At 44.5% G+C, this 19146-nt stretch carries 17 protein-coding genes; 8 read left to right on the top strand and 9 right to left on the bottom strand.

Annotated features, from left to right (window positions below; genetic code table 11):
- Window positions 1-32: 32 nt before the first annotated feature.
- From ppnN to queF, 4 genes are all read right to left on the bottom strand, one after another.
- Complete coding sequence (gene ppnN, locus AB4185_RS12100) at window positions 33-1397, bottom strand: nucleotide 5'-monophosphate nucleosidase PpnN (RefSeq protein ID WP_010436397.1); 1365 nt, start codon at window positions 1395-1397, stop codon at window positions 33-35.
- A 312-nt stretch (window positions 1398-1709) separates the two neighbouring features.
- On the bottom strand, window positions 1710-3275 hold the full coding sequence (locus AB4185_RS12095) for a GGDEF domain-containing protein (RefSeq protein ID WP_017063344.1): 1566 nt from the start codon (window positions 3273-3275) through the stop codon (window positions 1710-1712).
- Window positions 3276-3393: 118 nt separating this feature from the next.
- Window positions 3394-5652 carry a tetratricopeptide repeat protein gene (locus AB4185_RS12090; protein ID WP_372135497.1) on the bottom strand — a complete coding sequence of 753 codons (2259 nt, stop codon included), beginning with the start codon at window positions 5650-5652 and terminating at the stop codon, window positions 3394-3396.
- Between the two features lie 58 nt (window positions 5653-5710).
- Window positions 5711-6556 (bottom strand): NADPH-dependent 7-cyano-7-deazaguanine reductase QueF, encoded by an 846-nt coding sequence (gene queF, locus AB4185_RS12085; protein ID WP_171732499.1) that lies wholly within the window; start codon window positions 6554-6556, stop codon window positions 5711-5713.
- A gap of 131 nt (window positions 6557-6687) precedes the next feature.
- Here queF and syd point away from each other — a divergent pair, with 131 nt between their 5' ends.
- Window positions 6688-7233, top strand: a complete 546-nt coding sequence (gene syd / locus AB4185_RS12080) for a SecY-interacting protein (protein WP_050633962.1) — start codon at window positions 6688-6690, stop codon at window positions 7231-7233.
- A 4-nt stretch (window positions 7234-7237) separates the two neighbouring features.
- Complete coding sequence (locus AB4185_RS12075; RefSeq protein ID WP_017060766.1) at window positions 7238-8014, top strand: Zn-ribbon-containing protein; 777 nt, start codon at window positions 7238-7240, stop codon at window positions 8012-8014.
- 120 nt (window positions 8015-8134) lie between these two features.
- On the opposite strand, the gene AB4185_RS12070 is transcribed toward AB4185_RS12075, so the two are convergent.
- The 3 genes from AB4185_RS12070 to metN all read right to left on the bottom strand — a co-directional run bounded on the left by AB4185_RS12070 (window position 8135) and on the right by metN (window position 10718).
- Entirely contained in the window at window positions 8135-8944 is an 810-nt protein-coding gene (locus AB4185_RS12070) for a MetQ/NlpA family lipoprotein (protein ID WP_017060765.1), read from the bottom strand.
- Between the two features lie 66 nt (window positions 8945-9010).
- On the bottom strand, window positions 9011-9694 hold the full coding sequence (locus AB4185_RS12065) for a methionine ABC transporter permease (protein ID WP_017060764.1): 684 nt from the start codon (window positions 9692-9694) through the stop codon (window positions 9011-9013).
- Window positions 9684-10718 carry a methionine ABC transporter ATP-binding protein MetN gene (gene metN, locus AB4185_RS12060; RefSeq protein WP_017060763.1) on the bottom strand — a complete coding sequence of 345 codons (1035 nt, stop codon included), beginning with the start codon at window positions 10716-10718 and terminating at the stop codon, window positions 9684-9686. The genes AB4185_RS12065 and metN overlap by 11 nt, the downstream gene beginning before the upstream one ends.
- Before the next feature lie 207 nt (window positions 10719-10925).
- Between metN and gmhB the strand changes: the two genes are divergently transcribed.
- The 5 genes from gmhB (at window position 10926) to treC (ending at window position 16463) form a co-directional block, all read left to right on the top strand.
- Window positions 10926-11510, top strand: coding sequence for a D-glycero-beta-D-manno-heptose 1,7-bisphosphate 7-phosphatase (gene gmhB, locus AB4185_RS12055; RefSeq protein WP_372135496.1), 585 nt, complete (start codon window positions 10926-10928; stop codon window positions 11508-11510).
- Between the two features lie 118 nt (window positions 11511-11628).
- The gene (locus AB4185_RS12050) at window positions 11629-11970 is read left to right on the top strand and encodes an MliC family protein (RefSeq protein WP_017060761.1); all 342 of its coding nucleotides are present in this window, start codon (window positions 11629-11631) and stop codon (window positions 11968-11970) included.
- A gap of 91 nt (window positions 11971-12061) precedes the next feature.
- Window positions 12062-13006 (top strand): trehalose operon repressor TreR, encoded by a 945-nt coding sequence (treR, locus tag AB4185_RS12045; protein ID WP_102331962.1) that lies wholly within the window; start codon window positions 12062-12064, stop codon window positions 13004-13006.
- A gap of 205 nt (window positions 13007-13211) precedes the next feature.
- Entirely contained in the window at window positions 13212-14636 is a 1425-nt protein-coding gene (gene treB / locus AB4185_RS12040; RefSeq protein ID WP_017063347.1) for a PTS trehalose transporter subunit IIBC, read from the top strand.
- A 141-nt stretch (window positions 14637-14777) separates the two neighbouring features.
- Window positions 14778-16463: an alpha,alpha-phosphotrehalase gene (treC, locus tag AB4185_RS12035; protein ID WP_029235475.1), complete on the top strand. Its 1686-nt coding sequence runs from the start codon at window positions 14778-14780 to the stop codon at window positions 16461-16463.
- A gap of 181 nt (window positions 16464-16644) precedes the next feature.
- Here the strand turns inward: treC and AB4185_RS12030 are convergent, their stop codons facing one another.
- On the bottom strand, window positions 16645-17247 hold the full coding sequence (locus tag AB4185_RS12030; protein WP_017060757.1) for a YitT family protein: 603 nt from the start codon (window positions 17245-17247) through the stop codon (window positions 16645-16647).
- 347 nt (window positions 17248-17594) lie between these two features.
- On the opposite strand from AB4185_RS12030, the gene glyA reads away from it, so the two are divergent.
- On the top strand, window positions 17595-18845 hold the full coding sequence (glyA, locus tag AB4185_RS12025; RefSeq protein WP_017066387.1) for a serine hydroxymethyltransferase: 1251 nt from the start codon (window positions 17595-17597) through the stop codon (window positions 18843-18845).
- A 79-nt stretch (window positions 18846-18924) separates the two neighbouring features.
- Here glyA and AB4185_RS12020 read toward each other — a convergent pair.
- A partial coding sequence (locus AB4185_RS12020; protein ID WP_372135495.1) for a hypothetical protein occupies window positions 18925-19146 on the bottom strand: 222 nt, incomplete at its 5' end.

Here is a 19146-nt window from a genome sequence, read left to right as displayed (position 1 = left end):
CTTACGGCTTTGTTATCAGTCAGATATTATCATCAGCTGCTTGGCGCAATTTTATAACAAGGAACGTAGTCGGTACCACCCGGCAGTTTCATTCGATCTTGTTCAACAAAATCATTTAGCAGTTGATCCATCTTAGTCATCAACTCTTTGTCGCCATCAATGAGGAATGGCCCATGCTTCTCAATCTCCAGAATACCTTCGGCTTTGACGTTACCTGCCACAATACCTGAGAACGCTTTACGTAAATTCGCAGCAAGGCTCTCTGTTTTCTGATCCATGTGCAGATCGAGTGCCGCCATAGATTCGTGAGTAGGGTCGAAGGGGAGTTGGAACTCAGGCTCAATATGCAGTGACCAGTTGTAGCTGTAAGCATCGCCTGTTTCTTTACGGTGAGAGCGTACATCTGGCATTGCTTGCTTCATAATTTTCGCAGCACGTGCTGGATCATCAATGACAATTTCATAGTGCTTTTGCGCTTCTTCACCCAATGTTTCACCAATGAACTTATCAATTGAACGGAAGTAAGCCTCGCTCTCTTTAGAGCCAGTTAGAACGATAGGCATTGGTTGGTCTGCGTTGTTTGGGTGCATCATGATACCTAGGATGTACAGCAGTTCTTCGGCGGTTCCTGGGCCTCCAGGGAAGATTATGATGCCATGTGCCATACGAACAAACGCTTCAAGACGTTTCTCGATATCGGGCATGATCACCAGTTCGTTCACTATCGGGTTTGGCGGCTCAGCCGCAATGATTGATGGTTCAGTTAACCCTAAATAACGATGTTCAGTATAGCGCTGCTTAGCGTGACCAATAGCCGCACCTTTCATTGGCCCCTCCATCGCACCCGGTCCACAACCGGTACAGATGTTGAGTTCACGTAGGCCAAGTTCATTACCGACTTCGCGAGTATATTGGTATTCAGTGGCATTAATTGAGTGACCACCCCAGCACACGATCAGGTTCGGCTCAATGCCGGGTGTGAGTGCTCCTGCGTTTCTCAAAATACCAAACACAAGATTGGTGATGTGAGTTGCGTTGGTGAGGTTAAGCCTTTGGTTATCGGCCAAGTGCATGTTGACGTAGACAATGTCACGCAGCACTGAGAATAGATGTTCTTGAATACCCTTGATGATTTCACCGTCGACAAAGGCATGCTCTGGTGGGTTGCTTAGTTCGAGCTTGATACCACGCTCACGACGCACCACTTCAACATCAAATGACTGATACTTGTCGAGCAATTCTTTGGAGTTGTCGGTATGGCTACCCGAGTTCAGTACCGCTAACGTACAGTTACGATACAGTTGGTACAGATCACTAGATGCGGTTTTTTTAAGACGCTCAACTTCAAGTTGAGAGAGTAAATCCATGCTACCGGCAGGGCTGATATGAGTGATCATAGTGCCTCCTTGTTGAGAAGAGCAGAGGCGACTTTTGAAGTGACCCTCTGGCTCGAGAGTGAGAAGCAAACGTTGAAAGTGTTTGGTTAAAGGTGAGAAGAGTTAACCAGACGAAACGGTTACGACAGCGTTGCTTTATGGATTGTATGGAATTGCTTAAGGGCTAATATCGAGTTGCTTAAGATCTTATAAACAGCATGACTTGTCAAGAATGCTTGTTAAGCGAATGTTAATCATAAGCTTAGCAAACATTGAGGGAATTGGTATGTGATAAGTATTTGAAAAAAAGAAATAAATTAAATCAGGCCTAGTTTAATTCCAAACCAATTGGTTAGTACCACGTTGTTTGGCTTTGTTTAGCGTTTTATTGAGTCGCTCTAGTACTTCTTCAGGTGTATCTGACTCTTTGAATTGAGTACTTGCTGCACACAAAGTAATCGTGATTTGTTGATCACGGAACTTAAAGGGTAAACGGCTGACTTGAGTCTGGATGTTTTGAATTACCTGGTGGCAATATTCATCCGTTTGCTCTGGTAATAACAAGATAAATTCCTCACCAGAAAAACGAGCCACACTATCGGTAGCGCCGGTCTCTTTGGTGATGGTTCTTGCGATAATTTTGAGTGCTTTGTCACCCGCTGTATAACCAAAACTATCATTGATGGCTTTGAAATTGTCGATGTCCAGAAGTACTACGCGCAGTGAGTGTTGTGCGCGGATCCAGCGGCGATACTCAAGCTCTAAGCGATCAGTAAAGGCAGTGCGATTGTAAACCTTGGTTAGAGGATCAAGCAGCATACGCTGAGCCTGATCTTCCAAGCGCTTACGGTAATCTTGCGTCACTTCATAGAGTGAATCTAACTGAGTCTTTCCGTAATTCATTCTCTCTATCAGAGCTTGTTCTTTTTGCTCTGCATGATTCAATCTTTCAGAAAGAGAGGCGATTTCACTAAGCAGAGGATTAATCGTCTGCTTTAAGTTATCAATGTCCGTTGCTTTATCTACAGAACTCTGGCTCTTGATGACAAGCTCATTTAGCTCAGAGTTCAGGCCTTGGCGATGCTTAAAGTAGCTTTGGCTTTGGTCTGCATTTTGATCTGCGGTTTTGATGCTAGACGCGAGTGAAGAATTAAGCTGGTCAATAAACTGTTCAGACTTTTTACGCTCTAGATTGGTGCCCTCTATGACTAGTTTGAGAATTTGAAGCGTCAGCTCAAGGAGGTTTTGTGTAGAAACACCAAGCAGCAGTTTGGCTCGAATATCGGTAAGTAGCTCACCCGATTCACCCTCAAAATCGAGTTCGGTGATCAGATGTTGTAATTCGTTTGATAAGTCGGCAAGGAGTTCTTGTTCAGGCGATTGCGCAGCGTCGGCAAAATGAGTACGAGAGTTGTTCGCCATGATCTTTATGGCACGCTCGTAAATACCGAGGAGTTTCATGGCGTGGTCGACTTTCTGACTGCCATTGCATTCGGAGAAGCTAAGTAAGTTTCGTAGGTCGCGTTTGAGCTGTGCTGGAAGGCCAGTTATGCGCTGCAGCGTTTCCCCACTGTGCTTAATGCTATCGTCCAGATACCCGTTCTGTTTATCCATAGCCAACGTTTTCTGCTTAAGCATCCTTTCTAATACTGCCAGTTTTGGGATCATTGAGCTAATGTCTTTTTGCTTTTCTAGCTCTTCCCTAAGGGCAATGAGGTTTTCATCTAAATGGCTGTTACTACCAACACATGCATCACTTAAAGACGTGACGATACGCTTTAGAACTTTCTGTTCTCTAATAAACTTGAACGAGGTGTCTCTTTGCGTCAAACGGACCTGCTCCAACTGAGATTTCAGCTGGTGGAGTTGCGCCTGAATGTCTTTTTCAAGAATGCCCATAGATGTATTTATTAGCGCCGCGTAGACCGATCTCGATCATTTTGATGAAATTCCGTTGCATCGATAATAACAAAACTAAAAATAAGGTCACGGCTTGCCGCTCTTAACCGCTCGCAAATCAGTCATCTTTTAGCATTTTTTTGATGTTGTCCTCATTCTGGTATGACGATTGTATCTTTATTAACCCTTGATTAATCGCATGTTTACACGCTTCTCGTATGTTACCAGTTGCAAGGCTTGCCGCTGGTGCGTTATCGATAGCTTTGAGGTATACCCATTGGCTAGTGCGTTCTTTCAAGCTGATTTCACGCGCTAGGTTGGTCGACATCAACAATACATCTAATAGCTCTTGGTCATTAATAGCGGTGTAAGCTCGTGGTAAAAACGGGTAGTCAGCGATGCCCATTCGAATCGTTCGGTTGATATTACGTTCTGGCTCGAAGTCATTTACCCACGATTGAATCTTTAGGAACATCGCTTCTGGTGATGAATCACGATCTGAATTTGGCTCTATATAAAGCAAGTTCGCATCTGAGAAATGATAGACGCGAGCTGGGCCTTCCAGTTTTGATTTTAAGAAATCACCGAAAGCATCTTCGAGCTCTAAGCCCGCTTTATAACCATTTTGCGTATACATGTTGCGCAGGAAAGGTAAGTCAATCATAACGAAGCGTAAGCGGTCGTTTAATGGTTCATAAATCAACTCCCCAAGCTGCCATTGCTCGAAGGTTTGGCTGGTTTGCTCTAACGAATTTGAGAGCTTAGCATTGAGCATTCTTAGGTTCGGAAGCTTTGAACGTGAGTGCGTAAAAAGATCAGTACGCAGCGAATCCACTTCTTTAGCTAAGGTTTGGATGAGGTAGCCTCTGCGTAGTACAAAGAAGAATAGGACGATGCTGAACAGAAATAGGGCGAAGGATATCTTTTGGAATTTACGATGCTCTAACTTATACCTTTCTAATTCTTGCGCTTGACCAGCGTAGTGCAAAGTTTGTTCAGCAAACTCTTTCTGCTGACGGAATGCATCCTCACCTACACGATTTAGTTTTTGCTGCTCTAAAGAAACTAAACTATTGTACTGCTTGAGATTCGCTAATGCTTGTTGAGGACGACCTGCTTGTTCATAGCCTAAGGACAGTAAGTAATACGAACGCTGTGACAGGTGCATATTTTCTATCTGACGTGAAATTTCAAGTGCACGTGTCGCATGCTTGATTACGTCATCGCTCTCTTGTAGATGATAAGCTAACCCTGCCGACAGCAGCGCAGCGCGGCCTTCCAGTTTTGGAATATCTGTGTACTCCAACAGCTCAAGAGCGCGTGTTAGGTATTGTTCTGCAAGAGGGTAGTTATAAAGGCGTAAGTAGGTAGCTGATAAACTCAGACGAATATCAATGACTTGTTGGATATCTCGGTCGGTGCTTTCATGGTCCAAAACGTTGAAGAAATGCACTAACGCAAGGTTATATTTTCCTTGAAAGAAGTATACATCACCCATTTTTTTAAGCACTTGTGCCAAAACAGGTGAGTTTTCAAAGCTATCATAGAAATCAGCAGCTTGAGATAAGTGCTCGAGAGCTTTATCTAACACTTGGCGTTCAAAGAAAAGCTGAGCAAGCAGGCGGTTTACTTTTGCTAAGCGTGAGCTCAGATTACCTTCTACGGATTTCCAGTAGCCATACAACAACTCAGATAGTGCGTGGTTGTACTCTTTATGGGTTAGATAAAACTCGCCGACGGAGATATGGTAGTCGATGGTGACTTTTTCAGAGTAACGTTGATCGAGATAGGTTTTGGCTTCTTGATAGAACTTTTCGGCTTCATCGATCTTGTTGTCGTAAGAGGCGATGTCGGCTTTCAACATGATCAAGCGATAGGTAATGCCTTCCGTTAAGCGTAAGGTTTTATTCACCGACTCTAGATTTGTTTCAATGTTAGTGAGCTCTGATTTTGCTTTGGCTGATTTTCTATCACTCAGCCAAAGTAAGCGAACTTTTAGGATCTCAAGATCTATTTTTAGGTAATCAAGCTTATAGGTTTGCGCTAGCTCGGAGGCTTTGTCGATGTGCTGAATCGCAATACGCATATTGCCAAGGTTGTATTCCGCTTTGGCTAAGATCTTATACGCATCGATACTGCTGTTTGGTGTTCGAATCGAGGAGTCTGTCTCTTCGCGAGAAATAGCTGAAGGGCTTTTCTCGCGTTGATCAGAAAGGACATGCAGCGTTAGGTAGCTGTTGGCCATTTGTTTTGCTTGGCTCGGCTCGATCTCAACCAAATTATTGGCTTCATTGAGTAGCGCCGACGAATAAACCGACGCATTGACCGATGTGCTTAAGCTTAAAATAAATAGACTAACAACGTATAACCAACGCATTTCAATGTCCCTTTAAAGATTTGGTAGGTTCAAATAAGTGTGGGTGGTTCTCGCCTGATTATTGGCGAGCCATACGCTTATTGTGGCTTGGTCTATCTTGCTCTGTTGAACGGTATGGGTTGATATCCAGACCACCACGACGTGTGTAACGTGCGAACACAGTTAGCTTCGAAGGTGCACAGTATTTCATGATGTCAGTGAAGATACGCTCAACACATTGTTCGTGGAATTCATTGTGCTCACGGAAAGAAACTAAATAGCGTAGCAGAGCTTCACGGTCAATTTGCTTACCAGAATATGCGATCTCAACGCTGCCCCAATCCGGTTGATTGGTGATCAAACAGTTCGACTTCAATAGGTGGCTGTGCAGTGTTTCTTCAACGTCTTGTTCGCCAGCAGCGCCTTCAAGCAGCGACGCTTCAAAGTCGTAGCTAGTGATTTGGATGTCTTGGTTGTCGATACAGTCACCTGCCATCGTCACGATAGGTTGGTTAGTGTAGTCGGTTACTGAGTTTACATTCACAATCACCGTTTCGCCTGCACATGCCGACAAATCTTGGGTCAGGCGCTCGGTTACTTGATCCCAGTTTTCAAATTGAGTCTGGTTGTAGCTGTTCAGGTACAGCTTGAAAGATTTTGATTCAATTAAATTTGGGCTGGTTGCTGGGATGAAAACTTCACCGACAGCCACTTGTGGTAGACCATTGGTGTTTAGCCACGAAAGCTCGTACATCGTCCAAATATCATGACCAACAAAAGGCAGCTCGCCGTTTAGCGCAAGATCATCGCGATTAAGGCTACGAGGCACTGGTTGCAATAAACTTGCATCGTATTGGTTAGAGTACTCAGTTTTTTGGCCAAGGGTTAAACCCGCTAGCTCTTTTGCGTCAGAATATTTGCTCATACTTTCGTTTCAAATTCGATTAGAATGGGGTCGATTTTACTGAATCCCCCTTACCCTGTCATTAAGTCATCGCTTAATCGGCGCGGAAAGGGCTCGGATTCTATTTATTATTTTGTGTTTAGGAGATTTTCATGACTCAACGTGCTCAAGACGCACTACTTTCTTTTAGTCAGCGATACGTTGACGCGTGGCAGCAGAAACACCAAAGCTTACCTCGTAATGAGGAGTTGGTGGACATCGTATCGCCATGCGTAGAAGAAAAGAGTGGCGATGCCGTGTTGTGGAAGCACTATCCACGTGAGCAATTCGCGGATTTCACCAACGTTGAAACCGGTATTGAGTTGACTCTGCATGAAGACATCAAAACTTTCTACGGCGCACAATTCAGCGCAGATATGAACGCAACTTTCGATGGTAACGAATTGACTCTGTTACAGATTTGGAGTGATGAAGACTTCGAATGCCTACAAGAAAACATTTTGGGTCACCTAGTAACTCAGCGTCGCTTGAAGCTAAAACCAACGGTTTTCATTGCCGCGACCGATGCTGAGCTGGATGTTATCTCTATCTGTAACCTAACGGGTAACGTGATTTTGGAGCGCTTAGGTACCAAAAATCGTGATGTGCTCGCCGAGACATTGGCAGAATTTTTAGAAAAGCTACAACCAGCGGTATAAATAGATGTACGTACTAGAACTTCAATTTGAGTGTTTTGATAACACAACGGTAAGCGCTGTCGACAAGGCGGTTAATGGCTTAATGGATGCACTTCGTTATAACGGACAAGTGTTAGGTCGTGAGTTCCCAATCGTGATGGGCGATGGGGAATTCTATGTTCGCGTTGTGTGCCCGGAGCAAGATAGCTTGCACCCGCGGAATCACTCAGACTTTGTGAAAGTGTGTTTTGATCGCTTGTCTAACGCGAGCCTACTAGCGCCTAAAATGCGTTTGCTCGGTCGAGATCTGAACTCAGAAGAAGTGGCAGAAGATGAAACACCAAGCTGGCAGGTGTTATACACGACATTCGTGCACACCTGTTCACCGCTGCGTAGTGGCGATAGCTTGCTACCAATCCCTTTATATCGCAATCCACCTACCTTCAATGGCGACCATAAAGCCGTGTTGAAATGGCAGACCGAATGGCAAGCCTGTGATGAAGTACAAATGGGTGGTGGTTGTCGCGCGGAACATGCAACGCTAACCGAGATCAGTGACACGAAGAGTGTGCTGTTTAAACGCGGTTGGGGTCTAAGAGGGCGCATTGAGTATCTGACTAAGGTTCCAACCTACTACTACTTATACCGTGTCGGTGGGATCAGCCTGAAAGATGAAAAAGAGCGCAAATGCCCGCAATGTGGTGGTGAATGGCTGCTAGATGCGCCTATCCACGATATTTTCTATTTCAAGTGTGATGACTGCCGATTGGTGTCAAACATCTCTTGGGATCACCTGAAGTAATCGACTTTGTTTCGCTTAAATCTGAGATGCTTTACTTTCTAGCAAATCTTTATCATTAAAAAAGGGGCTGACGTTATGTCAGCCCCTTCGGGTATCTATACAGTGCTGTCGTTTAGTTGATTACCAACCTTTAACGACGCCACCTTGGAAGATGTCAGAAGCTGCGTTGTACACTTCTTCAGTTTGGTAAGCTTTAACGAAGTTTTGTACGTTTTCAGCGTTTAGGTTGTCTTCACGAGAAACGATTAGGTTTACGTAAGGAGAATCTTTGTCTTCAACGAATACGCCATCTTTTTGTGGAGTCAGGTTGATAGAGCTCGCGTAAGTTGTGTTGATGATAGATAGAGCAACATCATCAAGAGAACGTGGCAGTTGAGCTGCGTCTAGTTCAACAATCGTTAGGTTCTTAGGGTTACCCACGATGTCGCGAACTGTAGCTAGAAGACCTGCGCCTTCACGAAGTTCAAGAAGACCTTGTTGCTCAAGAAGAAGTAGAGAGCGACCTAGGTTTGTAGGGTCGTTTGGTACAGCAATACGAGCACCGTCTTGGATTTCGTCTACAGATTTCACTTCTTTAGAGTAACCCGCAATTGGGTAAACAAACGTGTTACCAGCGATAGTTAGCTTGTAGCCACGGTCAGCCACTTGCTGATCTAGGTACGGTGCGTGTTGGAATGCGTTGATGTCGATAGAACCATCATCTAGAGCTGCGTTTGGTGTTACGTAATCCGTGAAAGTAACCAGTTCAACGTCTAGGCCGTATTTCTCTTTCGCTACTTTAGCTGCCACTTCAGCAACTTGCGCTTCTGCACCTGCCATTACGCCAACTTTTACTTTAGAAGTATCCACTTCTTTATCACCACAACCTGCTAGAACTAGCGCTGAAGCTGCTGCTGCGATAGTTAGTAAACCTTTAAGGTTAAATTTCATAATAATCTCCTTTTAATAAATCTATTTAATTAGGTTCAGACGACTCTAATCTTTATGTGTGAGTCTTTATCTGTGGTCAACGCGGCGAACTAATGAATCACCGATTGATTGAATAATTTGTACCAGCACAATCAACATCACTACTGTCACAGCCATGATGGTCACATCGTAGCGGTGGAATCCGTAACGAATCGCGACATCACCTAGGCCACCACCGCCTACAGTACCGGCCATTGCTGAGTAGCTCACCAGAGTCACTAGCGTAATCGTTACTGAGTTGATGATAGTCGGTAGTGCTTCTGGAAGCAGAACCTTATTGATGATTTGTGTTGGTGTTGCGCCCATTGATTGGGCCGCTTCCACTAGACCTGTTGGTACTTCAAGTAGTGCACTTTCGATAAGTCGAGCCACGAATGGGATAGCGCCAATCGTCAGTGGAACAATCGCTGCTGTTGTACCGATGAAGGTACCAATCAGCATCTTAGTCAGTGGAATAATCGCAACCATCAAAACTAAGAAAGGTACTGAACGACCCACGTTCACAATCGCACCTAGAATCTTGTTTACTTTGGTGTTCTCTAACAGGCCACCTTTTTTAGTCGTATGCAGAATCACGCCTAGTGGAATACCGACCGCGAAGCCAACAATGCCTGCAACAGCAACCATGTAAAGCGTTTCGCCTGTTGCGCCTAATAGAAGGTTACCGTTAAGGCTGATCCAGTCAGCAATCTCGTTGAAACTAAAGGACATAACCAAGCACCTCTACTTTTACATTGTTGTCGCGTAGGAATTGGATAGCAGCATTATCATCTGCTTCATTACCGAACAGTTCAGCGACCATCATGCCGAACTTCACGCCACCGGCGTAATCAAGGTCAGAACTTAAGATGCTGACATCGATATTGAATTTACGTGCGATTTGCGTCATTAGCGGAGCATCAACCGTTGCACCAGTAAACTCAAGACGCACCAGCGGGTAGCTGCTGTTTACGCGAGTCTCTTGCAAACGTGCTTGGTAATCTTCAGGGATCGTCAGATCCAACGTTGAGCGAATAAACTGATGCGCTAGCTCTGTCTTCGGATGAGCAAAGATGTCACCGACTGTACCTTTCTCTACCAATTCACCGCCGCCAATGATCGCAACCTCGTGACAAATGCTTTTAACCACATCCATCTCGTGTGTAATAAGCAGGATAGTGATGTTCAGCTTGCGGTTGATTTCACGCAGCAGCTCAAGGATAGATTGAGTTGTTGCTGGATCCAATGCGCTGGTGGCTTCATCACATAGCAGTACTTTCGGGTCAGAGGCCAGTGCGCGAGCAATCGCCACACGCTGCTTTTGACCACCACTTAGGTTTGCCGGGTAGGTGTCACGCTTATCAGCAAGGCCAACCAGTTCAAGTAACTCGCTGACTTTCGCTTCAATAATCGCTTTATCTTTACCAGCAAGTTCTAGAGGCAGTGCTACATTGTTAAATACAGTACGAGAAGACAGCAGGTTGAAGTGTTGGAATATCATGCCGATGTTACGGCGCGCTTCGCTAAGTTCTGATTTGCTGAGTTTTGTTAGGTCGATACCGTCAACAATCACTTCACCAGAGGTCGGAGCTTCCAACATATTTACACAACGGATCAGGGTACTTTTGCCTGCACCAGAAGAGCCGATGACTCCAAAGATTTGACCTTGAGGAATGTGGAGGTTGATATCAATTAAGGCATTGATTTCTTTAGTGCCTTGATAAAAAACCTTGTTGACTTGATTCACTTTAATCATAGAGAAACCCGTGCAGGTAGAACAGAATAATATGTCGATAGCTCGCTCGATTTACAGACGATGCTATGGTGTTCTATGATCTAAGTCAATAGGTATTTTTACGTCTAGACGGCTAAACGTCGATTGTATGGCTAAGCTAGAAACAAATCGTTAACGAACGCAAAACTAAATAGATAGTGATGAAGCAAATAAAGCGTGTAATAATTAATGATTAATAGAGAGTTGATAGAGAACAAAATTTTGTCTAAACCTGCTGTTTTTTTAGATCGTGATGGAGTGATTAACGTTGATCACGGCTACGTACATGATGAGCATGACTTTGAATACATCGATGGTGTGTTTGAAGCGGCGAAAGCGTTTAAAGATATGGGTTATTTATTGGTGCTAGTGACCAACCAATCTGGTATTGCTCGCGGCATGTTTAGTGAAGACCGTTTTCTTTCTTTAACGCAGTGGATGGATTGGAACTTTGTTGATAATGGTGTCGAGCTCGATGGCATTTATTACTGTCCTCACCACGCTGAGCACGGTATTGGTGACTACAAGCAAGATTGTGAATGTCGTAAGCCAAAGCCAGGCATGTTCATTTCTGCTCGTGACTTTCTGAAGATTGATATGGCTAACTCGGTCATGATCGGCGATAAAGCGGAAGACATGATGGCTGCAGAAGCCGCTGGTGTTGGTACCAGAGTATTGGTGAGAACCGGTAAACCCGTGACTGAAAAGGGTGAGGCACTTGCCAATGTCGTGCTAGATAGCATTAAAGATGTACCAGCTTTCCTGAAAGGCTGATACATTTTCCTATCGTTAACAGGCTTACTTATTACGTGGGTTCTAACCAGTCAACTGGGGTGCTAACCCATCAATAAGATATCAGCGCCGTTAACTATATAAAGATGAGGAACGAAGTATGAAAGCTATGTTGGTAGCATCTCTATGTACAGTAGCATTGGTTGGGTGCTCTAAATCAGCAGCCCCTGAGACTGATAGCGCAACATCGAATGATCAATTCGCGACTTATCAATGTGAGTCTGACGTCTCGTTTGATGTGTCTTACCTTGATAATGAAAAAGCGGTACTACGCTTGCCTGATAATGAATACCGCCTGACTCAAGTTCCAGCGGGCTCAGGAACCAAATACATCTTAGATGATGGCACTTCAGAGATGATTAACAGCATCACTTTGCGCACGAAAGGTGACAATGCGCGTCTAGAACTTGGTCGCGTAGTCTATCGAAATTGCCAAAAGTAAGTCATAGTAAGAACTGCTAGTATTTACAAACAGTTAAGTGAGGGAATCTACCCTCACTTTTTCTTCTCTTCCCTTTAACGTTAGACTTTTTATGAGCAAAAAACTCACTATTCTTGATATTGCAAAGCTGTCCGGTGTTGGTAAGTCAACCGTATCACGCGTTCTGACCAATGATCCAAAAGTGAAACCTGAAACCCGTGAAAGGGTAGAAAGAGTAATTCAAGAATCTGGGTACACGCCTTCAAAGTCTGCGCAATCGATGCGCGGTGGCAGCCAAAAAGTCATCGGCGTGATTATCTCTCGTTTGGACTCTCCCTCTGAAAACAAAGCCGTTAGCACGATGCTGGCCGAGTTGTATCGAGCGGATTACGATGTCGTGATCATGGAAAGCCAACTTGATAGAGATAAAGCCAATGAGCACCTGCAAGTTCTAAAGCGTCGTAACGTTGATGGCATTATTGTATTTGGTTTTACTGACTGCGATATTCCGGCAATCGAAGCTTGGGAACACAAAGCGGTGGTGATTGCTCTGGATACCGAGAACGTGACGTCGATTAACTATGATAACCAACAGGTGATCAATAGTGCGTTAACGCATTTAGCAGATCAGGGGATCTCTGAGGTTGGCTTCATTGGCGTTGATCCTAGTGATAAATCAACCGGTGAACTGCGTCTTAAGGCTTATCTCGAGTGGTGTGAAAATACAGGTTCAATTGCGAACTATCGTACTGGTCAACTTCATCACGAAAGTGCTTATCAGCTGGTGGATGAGGTGTTAACTCCCGCGACTCAAGCGATCGTTTGTGCCAGTGATACGCTGGCTCTTGGTGTAATCAAGCGTCTGCAAGAACTACAACGTGAAGATGTGGTCGTCACTGGCGTTGGTGGTAATGATCTTCTCTCTTTCTTATTCCCACGAGTATTTAGCATTGATCCTGGTTACCAATCTGCAGGTAAGTTGGCTGCTAATCTATTGATCTCTCAGCTTTTAGGCAATTCAGAGATCTCTCATCATACGCAATCTCCTATTCTATAATCCACTCAATTAAGCGAAATTGAACGGCTTAGATTAAAATTAGAGTGTGATCTCTTTCAATTAATGGGATTGTTCCCATTTTAATTTATCATTCATACGGGCATTATAATAACCGCGATTGGGAATGTTCCCATAAATCTAAGTCTGAGTGATTATAGCTTGCATGGTTTAGATGAGTAATTGAATGAAACCAGGGTGGGGTAGTATGAGTAAGATAGCGAAGCAAGACGTTGCGCGTCTTATCGAGTTAGTCGGTGGTAAAGAAAACATTGCGAGTGTCAGCCACTGTCTGACTCGACTGCGTTTTGTATTGAACGATACAGAGCAGGCCAACAAAGCTGAACTCGAAAAACTGAAGCTAGTAAAAGGCTGTTTTACTAATGCAGGCCAATTCCAAGTTGTGATTGGCACTGAAGTTGATGAAGTGTACGCACTTCTGATTGAACAGACAGGTAAAGAGGCATCATCAAAAGATGAGGCGAAGCTGGCTGCTCGTCAAAACATGAACTTCCTTGAGCGTGGTATCTCCCATTTAGCCGAAATTTTCGTACCACTGCTGCCTGCCATCATTACAGGTGGTTTGATTCTTGGTTTCCGTAATGTGATTGGCGACATTCGCATGTTCGACGGCAAAACCTTAGTTGAAATCAGTCAATTCTGGGCAACCGTTCACTCTTTCTTATGGTTGATCGGCGAAGCTATTTTCTTCTTCCTACCGGTTGGTGTGTGTTGGGCTACGGTTAAGAAGCTTGGCGGAACCCCAATTTTGGGTATCACGCTCGGTGTGACCTTAGTTTCACCACAACTCATGAACGCATACATGATAGGTAAATCGGTACCTGAGGTATGGGATTTTGGACTGTTTGTGATTGAGAAGGTCGGTTATCAGGCTCAGGTGATCCCAGCAATGTTAGCGGGTGTGGCTTTGGCGTTCATTGAAACCAATCTTAAGCGCATCGTCCCTGCTTACTTGTACCTAGTTGTGGTGCCATTTGTATCGATTATTTTGTCTGTGATTCTAGCGCACGCTTTCATTGGCCCATTCGGTCGTATGTTAGGCGATGGTGTGGCATTCGCAGCTAAAGCGGCAATGACAGGTGATTTTGCGATTCTTGGTTCAGTGGTTTTTGGTTTCCTATACGCACCTTTGGTTATCACGGGTATTCACCACACCACCAACGCGGTGGATCTGCAACTGATGCAAGACTTAGGCGGGACACCAATTTGGCCTTTGATTGCACTATCAAACATTGCACAAGCATCGGCAGTAGTCGGCATCATTATCTTGAGTAAGCGTGAAGGTGAACGAGATATCTCGGTTCCTGCGGCAATCTCAGCCTACTTAGGTGTAACAGAGCCTGCGATGTACGGTATTAACCTTAAATACAAATTCCCAATGCTGAGCGCAATGATTGGTAGTGCTGTTGCAGCCGCAATCTGTGGTAGCGCGGGTGTGATGGCGAATGGTATCGGTGTCGGCGGCTTGCCGGGCATCCTATCGATTCAACCTCAATATTGGTCGATTTACCTAGTCGCGATGCTGGTGGCGATAGTACTGCCTATCACGCTAACCCTGTTTTTCTACAAGCGAGCCCAATCCAAGGGTGAGTTAGAAACCGCGAACGCGTAATGCATTGAATAAGCGATGACTCCAAAATGAGTTATCGCTTTTTCTCTTAGTTATAGCTTTTTCTTTTAGTTATAACGGCTATTCGACCATGATTCACATGGTGATTTTTATTTTATATTTTCTGGTAAGTGAGTGTTAGAGATGGCGATGACTGAACATGATGAAAGCTGGTGGAAAACCGCAACCATCTATCAAATCTACCCAAAGAGCTTCTGCGACAGTGGCAGTAAAGGTACTGGCGACATCAAAGGGATCATTTCGAAACTGGATTACCTCAAACATTTGAGTGTCGATGCGATTTGGCTAACCCCGGTTTACGCATCTCCTATGATCGATAATGGTTACGATATCTCAGACTACTACGCGATTAATCCTCAATTCGGCACCATGGAAGACTTCGACTTATTGCTGTCTGAAGCGCACCAACGTGGTATCCGTATCGTGATGGATATCGTGGTAAACCACACCTCGACAGAGCATGCATGGTTTCAATCTGCTTTGGGCGACAAAAACAGCTCTTACCGCGATTACTATATTTGGAAAGATCCCGTAGATGGTCAAGCACCAACTAACTGGCAGTCTAAGTTCGGTGGTAATGCGTGGGAACTAGATGAGGCGACTGGGCAATACTTCCTACACTTATTCGCCAAAGAACAGGCTGACCTCAACTGGGAGAACCCGGTTGTACGTGAAGAAGTGAAAGACGTTATCAGCTTTTGGGCAGAAAAGGGCGTTGATGGTTTCCGCTTGGATGTGATCAACCTGATTTCGAAGCAGCAAGACTTTCCTAATGATGATATCGGTGATGGCCGTCGTTTCTATACCGATGGTCCACGTGTACACGAATACCTGAAAGAGATCAGCGAAGCCGTATTTCAGAAGTACGGCAGCGTGACCGTAGGCGAGATGTCTTCAACCACGTTGGAACACTGCCAGCAATACTCAAACGTTGATAACAGTGAGCTATCGATGGTGTTTAACTTCCACCACCTTAAGGTCGATTACACCAATGGTGAGAAGTGGACCAATGCGCCGTTTGATTTCTTACAGCTCAAATCGATCTTTAACCACTGGCAAACGGGATTGAATGGCAAAGGGTGGGGCGCACTATTCTGGTGTAACCACGACCAACCAAGAGTGGTGAGTCGCTTAGGTAACGATCAGCAATATCGCGTTGAATCAGCCAAGATGCTCGCCGCTTCTGTCCACATGATGCAGGGCACACCTTATATCTATCAAGGTGAAGAGATTGGCATGACTAACCCTAGCTATACTGAAATTAGCCAGTATCGTGATGTTGAGAGTACCAATATGTACGACATCATGGTGAACCGTGATGGTGTGGCTCATGAAGATATGATGGCGATTTTGGCGCAGAAGTCTCGTGATAACTCTCGTACACCAATGCAATGGAACAGTGAGCCTTACGCAGGGTTCTCACAAGCTCAGCCATGGCTTGATGTAGCGAATAATTACCCTGGGATTAACGCTGAGCAAGCACTGGAAGACAAAGACTCTGTTTTCTATTTCTATAAGAGTTTGATTGAGTTACGTAAACAAGTGCCAGTGATTACAGATGGCAGCTATCAAGATCTATTGCCTGATCACTCATCCATTTTTGCATATGCACGTGAGAACGAAGGGCAAACCTTGCTGTGTATTAACAACTATTATGGTGAAGAGGCGGAGTGCGTTTTACCGGAACGTTTTGATATGACTAAGGCGAAGAGTCTGTTGTCTAACTATCAACAAGCGAACACTTCAGTTGCATTACATCATCAAGTCTTACGTCCTTACGAGACTCGTATTCTCTTGATTGAAGGTTAACCTTGTTTCATTTTAAGAAGCTTGATTCTTATTCCCCTTAAAGGATTGGGCTTCTACAAAGGCTTTGGAGTGCTCCCCAAAGCCTTTTTTGTTTTAGTGATGGCTGGAATATCGTGCCTCGAGTCTACTTGCGAGAAGTTTGAGCATCGAGTGCCAGCAACGACAGAGCAGGTAATGAACTCTAAGACGCGTAATTCACCGAGTAGCGAGTTGGTTTGTGGTTCATTGCCAATACGATGTTCAATACTGCGGTGCCTAATACAGAAACGGCAATCACCCAAGGTGACACGAAGAAGAACGATGCAAACAGAATACATGCATCAATACCCATTTGTGTTTTACCTACCGAGATACCGTAGCGGTCTTGGATAAACAAGCACAGTACGTTGAAGCCACCCAGACTTGAGCGGTGACGGAATAGGATTAGCATACCTAAGCCCATTAATAAGCCGCCGGCAACAGCACAATAGATCTCGTTATGAACTTCTAGCGAGATAACTAAGTATAAATGATCGGCAAACACAGATACTAAAGCACCAGAAATCGCACTGCTAATAGCAAAGCTACGGCCGAATCGTTTCCATGCTAATAAATAGAATGGACAATTGGCAACAAAGTACAAAATACCAAAGGTTACAGGCAAGAATTGACTCAAAAGCAGAGCCAAGCCAGTAGTGCCCCCGGTAAGCAGGTTCGCTGACTGTAAAAAGAAGACGCCTAACGCCACTAAAAACGTGCCAGTGAGAATCGCTACCCAATCTTCTTTACGTGAGTGTTTTTCCATCGTTTTTATAATTACCTAACCAATAAAGGCGTGCATAGTAGAGAAAAACCTTAGCTTTCGGTAGCTTGAGGGGCAAAATTAAGGTAAACCTATGTAATCTGCGTTTTACAGGGTGTAAAGCGTAAAATTGACAGTAAGCGCCATCTTTGGTTGGATAAGCCAAATAACCATGATGAATCTTATTTGTGATTATGAAAAAACTGCATGATAAAATTGCAATTAGCTCTTTATGACCTAGATCAAATTATGTAGAATGCGTCACATCAAAACGGTGACGGAAACGTTTGCTTTCGGTCGTTGTGTGGTTTTTTTGAAACTTTCAGTACAATCTGAGTCAGGAGATACAGATGCTTAAGCGTGACATGAACATTGCTGATTACGATGCGGATCTATTCGCAGCTATCCAAGAAGAAACTCTTCGTCAGGAAGAGCATATCGAACTTATCGCTTCAGAAAACTACACAAGCCCACGTGTAATGGAAGCTCAAGGTTCTCAGCTAACAAACAAATACGCTGAAGGCTACCCAGGCAAGCGTTACTACGGTGGTTGTGAGTACGTAGACAAAGTTGAAACTCTAGCAATTGAACGTGCATGTGAACTATTTGGTGCAGAGTACGCAAACGTACAGCCTCACTCAGGTTCTCAAGCAAATAACGCTGTATACATGGCACTACTAAATGCAGGCGATACGGTTCTAGGTATGAGCCTAGCACACGGTGGTCACCTAACTCACGGTTCTCCAGTAAACTTCTCTGGTAAGCTTTACAACATCATCCCTTACGGTATCGATGAAGCGGGTCAAATCGATTACGAAGAGATGGAAAAGCTGGCTATCGAGAACAAGCCTAAGATGATCATCGGTGGTTTCTCTGCTTACTCTCAAATCTGTGATTGGAAGCGCATGCGTGAAATCGCTGACAAAGTAGGTGCTTACCTGTTCGTAGATATGGCTCACGTAGCAGGTCTAATCGCTGCAGGCGTTTACCCGAACCCAGTGCCACACGCTCACGTAGTAACTACAACGACGCACAAAACGCTTGCGGGTCCTCGTGGTGGTCTAATCCTTTCTAACGAAGGCGAAGATCTTTACAAGAAGCTGAACTCAGCAGTATTCCCAGGCGGCCAAGGTGGTCCTCTAATGCACGTTATCGCTGGTAAAGCAGTAGCGTTCAAAGAAGCTCTAGAGCCAGAGTTCAAAGAATACCAAGCACGCGTTGTTGCTAACGCAAAAGCAATGGTTGCTGAATTCCTAGCTCGTGGTTACAACATCGTTTCAGGTTCTACAGAGAACCACCTGTTCCTAGTTGACCTAATCAACAAAGACATCACAGGTAAAGAAGCAGATGCAGCACTAGGTGCAGCAAACATCACTGTAAACAAGAACTCAGTACCAAACGACCCACGTAGCCCATTCGTTACTTCAGGTATCCGTATCGGTTCTCCTTCTATCACTCGTCGCGGTTTCTCAGAAGCAGACGCGAAAGAGCTAGCAGGTTGGATCTGTGACATCCTAGATAACATGGGTGATGAGTCTGTTATCGAAGCAACTAAAGCAAAAGTATTAGAAATCTGTAAGCGTCTACCTGTTTACGCTTAATTTTTCTGCGTAGTAATTTGAACTTCGTTGTCGAGCATGCTCACTTACATCCGTAAGCTCCGCGTGCTCTCCTAGAATTTCAAACGACTACTTTGAAAAATACTTTAAAGGGGCTCATTGAGTCCCTTTTTGTTTTAGGGAAAGGTGTTGAAGATTCTGCACCTGTTCCTTGAACTAAAGCTATTTGATTGAAAAATACGATTTGAAAGGCTCCTGTTGGGAGCCTTTTTTGTATTGGTCGGTATGAGCGTTGGGTTATCTGAGAATACAGAAAGGCAGGTAATAAAAAAGGTTCATCGCG

Source organism: Vibrio sp. 10N.286.48.F5, assembly GCF_041469785.1.
GTDB lineage: Bacteria > Pseudomonadota > Gammaproteobacteria > Enterobacterales > Vibrionaceae > Vibrio > Vibrio crassostreae_C.
The sequence above is the reverse complement of the archived record's forward strand: the minus strand, read 5'-3'. Positions and strand labels throughout refer to the sequence as shown.

Bases quoted from the DNA above. Each gene is read 5' to 3' on its own strand.
- ppnN (WP_010436397.1), bottom strand. From the start codon at position 1,397: ATGATCACTCATATCAGCCCTGCCGGTAGCATGGATTTACTCTCTCAA.
- AB4185_RS12095 (WP_017063344.1), bottom strand. From the start codon at position 3,275: ATGGGCATTCTTGAAAAAGACATTCAGGCGCAACTCCACCAGCTGAAA.
- AB4185_RS12090 (WP_372135497.1), bottom strand. From the start codon at position 5,652: ATGCGTTGGTTATACGTTGTTAGTCTATTTATTTTAAGCTTAAGCACA.
- queF (WP_171732499.1), bottom strand. From the start codon at position 6,556: ATGAGCAAATATTCTGACGCAAAAGAGCTAGCGGGTTTAACCCTTGGC.
- syd (WP_050633962.1), top strand. From the start codon at position 6,688: ATGACTCAACGTGCTCAAGACGCACTACTTTCTTTTAGTCAGCGATAC.
- AB4185_RS12075 (WP_017060766.1), top strand. From the start codon at position 7,238: ATGTACGTACTAGAACTTCAATTTGAGTGTTTTGATAACACAACGGTA.
- AB4185_RS12070 (WP_017060765.1), bottom strand. From the start codon at position 8,944: ATGAAATTTAACCTTAAAGGTTTACTAACTATCGCAGCAGCAGCTTCA.
- AB4185_RS12065 (WP_017060764.1), bottom strand. From the start codon at position 9,694: ATGTCCTTTAGTTTCAACGAGATTGCTGACTGGATCAGCCTTAACGGT.
- metN (WP_017060763.1), bottom strand. From the start codon at position 10,718: ATGATTAAAGTGAATCAAGTCAACAAGGTTTTTTATCAAGGCACTAAA.
- gmhB (WP_372135496.1), top strand. From the start codon at position 10,926: ATGATTAATAGAGAGTTGATAGAGAACAAAATTTTGTCTAAACCTGCT.
- AB4185_RS12050 (WP_017060761.1), top strand. From the start codon at position 11,629: ATGAAAGCTATGTTGGTAGCATCTCTATGTACAGTAGCATTGGTTGGG.
- treR (WP_102331962.1), top strand. From the start codon at position 12,062: ATGAGCAAAAAACTCACTATTCTTGATATTGCAAAGCTGTCCGGTGTT.
- treB (WP_017063347.1), top strand. From the start codon at position 13,212: ATGAGTAAGATAGCGAAGCAAGACGTTGCGCGTCTTATCGAGTTAGTC.
- treC (WP_029235475.1), top strand. From the start codon at position 14,778: ATGGCGATGACTGAACATGATGAAAGCTGGTGGAAAACCGCAACCATC.
- AB4185_RS12030 (WP_017060757.1), bottom strand. From the start codon at position 17,247: ATGGAAAAACACTCACGTAAAGAAGATTGGGTAGCGATTCTCACTGGC.
- glyA (WP_017066387.1), top strand. From the start codon at position 17,595: ATGCTTAAGCGTGACATGAACATTGCTGATTACGATGCGGATCTATTC.